At 37.5% G+C, this 2,904-nt stretch carries 4 protein-coding genes; 3 read left to right on the top strand and 1 reads right to left on the bottom strand.

Annotated elements, in window-relative coordinates; genetic code table 11:
• On the top strand, positions 1–408 hold a 408-nt coding region (locus AC4GME_RS17450), incomplete at its 5' end, for an endonuclease (RefSeq protein ID WP_490379906.1).
• A 254-nt stretch (positions 409–662) separates the two neighbouring features.
• Here AC4GME_RS17450 and AC4GME_RS17445 read toward each other — a convergent pair.
• Positions 663–1,307 carry a recombinase family protein gene (locus AC4GME_RS17445; RefSeq protein WP_490378575.1) on the bottom strand — a complete coding sequence of 215 codons (645 nt, stop codon included), beginning with the start codon at positions 1,305–1,307 and terminating at the stop codon, positions 663–665.
• 562 nt (positions 1,308–1,869) lie between these two features.
• Here AC4GME_RS17445 and AC4GME_RS17440 point away from each other — a divergent pair.
• Together AC4GME_RS17440 and AC4GME_RS17435 are read left to right on the top strand one after the other, a co-directional pair.
• The gene (locus tag AC4GME_RS17440) at positions 1,870–2,355 is read left to right on the top strand and encodes a hypothetical protein (RefSeq protein ID WP_490379905.1); all 486 of its coding nucleotides are present in this window, start codon (positions 1,870–1,872) and stop codon (positions 2,353–2,355) included.
• Between the two features lie 131 nt (positions 2,356–2,486).
• A partial coding sequence (locus AC4GME_RS17435; protein WP_490379904.1) for a hypothetical protein occupies positions 2,487–2,904 on the top strand: 418 nt, incomplete at its 3' end.

Raw genomic sequence — 2,904 nt, 5'->3', positions numbered from 1 at the left:
GGCAGAAAATGTGCTGAGAAAACGAATAATGAATACCGATATATGCAGGCAGATATGTTCAATTTATATCCTGCGATTGGTGCAGTTAATGCGTTAAGAAGTAATTATAATTTCACTATGTTACCCGGTGAAAATAGTGACTTTGGAAGCTGTGATATGAAAATTGCTAATCGTAAAGCAGAGCCGCCAGTAGGAGCAAGAGGGCGCATTGCACGTACTTATTTATACATGGATGAAGCTTATGATAGATACAACATGAGCCGCCAGCAGAAGCAGTTAATGAATGCGTGGGACAAAATGTATCCAGTAGGTAGCTGGGAATGCCAGAGGGCGAAAAAGATCACAGAACTGCAAAAGAGTAAAAATATTGTAGTGCGGAGTCGGTGTGAGGCTAGAGAGCTGTGGTAAGACGAGGTGATAGCGATGACAATCAGTCGTGGACAGTAGCTTGCCAGATCTGATCTAGTCATTCACCTCAAATTGTAAAACCGGACATGAGGTGGTTGTTCTACAGTTTAATACCGTTTGTTTTGTACCCTTCTTTAATAGCGGCACATCAAAAAAGGAGCGCTGTACGCTTCTTTTTTTTGGTTAAATGATACTGTATGGTCCTCTGTAGATCTCGGCTCTTCCTCTTTTGCTTTCCGGTCTTATTCATCTTGTCAGAGTGTTGTGGATTTAACCAGTTCCTGCTCTTTCTTCCAGCGGTAATAGGTCGCTCGACCTACGCTGTACGTTTTCAGAGCTTCGTCCAGCTTTTCGATCTTTGCTGATATAGCCTTGAAGACTTTTTCACATTTATTCGCTGTCTCCGGATCTGCTTTTCTACCCTTAAATTTATCTCTATTTGCCTCGATGCCTTCTTTCTGCCGTCTACGGCGATCTTCGTAATCCTTTGAAGCTGTAGCAGCCAAGATCTCTATTAACATACTGTTGACCGATTCAAGGATACGCTGTTGCATTTCGTCTTGGGCGCTGTTTAGTACTTGGAAGCTGGTAGGCACATCACACGCGACAATATGTAAGCCTTTGCCATCGATAGCTTGCTTCAATTCTTTCCACTTTGCTGATGTTAGGCGGGTTAATCGGTCGATCTGCTCGAGTAGAATAATATCATCTTGCTCTGATTCATTGAGTAGGGTTGTTAGTTTAGGTCGAGCTATTTTGCGACCAGAGTAATTCTCAACGTAATAAACTGCGTTATTCAAATTCAGCCTCTGCCTTGTAGCTTCCTCTATGATGTATTCTTTTGCTCGTTCTGCGTCTTGATCTGATGTTGAAGCGCGTAAATAGATTCTGATAGTCATTGCGGTCCCCTTTGTCTCTTTTGTATAACTCTAAAGATACATTATCTTTAGAGTTATTGCAAGATAGCTAATGAGACAAAATAAATTAAGTATCACAAGTTCTGGTTGAGTATACTCAAATGATACTTATCTGTTTTCTTTATATAAAAGAAACTTAGCAGTATTGTCTTTCTTCGGAACAAAATGAAATTTCATGATGAAGATATTGTTAATATATGAAAAAGCATTCAATGGCCATAATAGTCATTACTGAATACACACAATCTTGAGTTACTTTCTCGCGTAACAGTCTTAATATTTCCAGCGATAGGTATCACCGTGCAGGTTATATTTGACCATCCTTTAATTTCCTATATAAATAAGAGTGTTAGCTATCTTTTCAAAAAAGAGATAGGTGTTACCGTAACACCTATCTTAAATCATGTTTTATTGGAGTAGTTATAGAACGTGTTGATTCTGCAGTGATTAGTGGATATTGTACTCATTTATTAGAATGATATAGGTGTTGCGGATATTCGTGCACAGTGATTCCTATAAAGCTGTTATATTTTTGGAGAGTATTGTGGATCTGAATCAATTAGGTTTTAGTACAGATAGCAATGAAATAAAAAAGAAAGAGCCTAGCAACTTCGAGAAAGAAATGTTGAAAATGGTAAATGAAACTAAGAAGTGCAAAATACCAGATGCACCATTTATCCCCACTAATCCAATTAATGAAACCAATAAAGAAATTGGTGATTTACACTCAACCATCAAGAGTGAATCGTCAAAAAACTCAAGATCTGCAAGTAAATGGAATCTGGGTATGCTTTTAATTAGTTTAATTGCACTTATAACTTCCGCTGTATTTTCTATTTTATCCTTCAGTTCATCTAATGAATCATCCGTCCGGTTAGAGAAACTTATATCAGAGCAGAATCGGCTATTAAAAGCTAATTTCGGATTAAACAATAACTTGGTAAAAAAAGAACTTGAAATGAATAAACCCATAAATAAACCCATAAATAAAAGCATTAAAAAACAAGCGGTTGCAGAAGTAAAAATATAACAAGGCAATTAAATCGGACGCATTACGGCTGTCGCGGTTTTTGCTAAAACAAAAAAGCCAGCAAAAACAACGCCAACCTACGCGCCGTTTATTGCGGCGTTAGGCATTAGTGCATTGTAATGGAATCATCGATGATAGAAATATTAACAATGTTGGGTTCTTGGGTATCAGGCATAGGTGCTGTATCGGCAGTAATTTATGCAATGAAAGCTAATCAACCCAAGTTAAATGCAGTCGTAAGTTCTACTGTATTCAACGATGAGGGAGATTTTACTTTAGATGTTTTTAATAATAAGGCTATTACAGCTCATATTTCGCATATCCGATTGGCTCCCAAAGGTTTATTTTTACAAAATAAACTTCACCCGACCAAATTTAGCCACCATTCTATTATAAAATCTAATCAAAAACGCCAAAGTGAAAGGCTTAATATAGAGGTGGAGGCAGGGGCTTATAAACAATTTGAGTTTTCGGGCCAATCATTACTAAATGCATATTGTGATTTCTGTGATATTTCAAAGCCCAATAAGATGATGAAAATGGTTGAGG

It is taken from the genome of Psychromonas sp. (genome assembly GCF_983033635.1).
Note: the sequence above shows the minus strand (reverse complement) of the source record. Positions and strands in the feature narration are given on the sequence as shown.

Excerpts from the sequence above, each read along its gene's own strand:
- AC4GME_RS17445 (WP_490378575.1), bottom strand. The coding sequence starts at position 1,307 with ATGACTATCAGAATCTATTTACGCGCTTCAACATCAGATCAAGACGCA.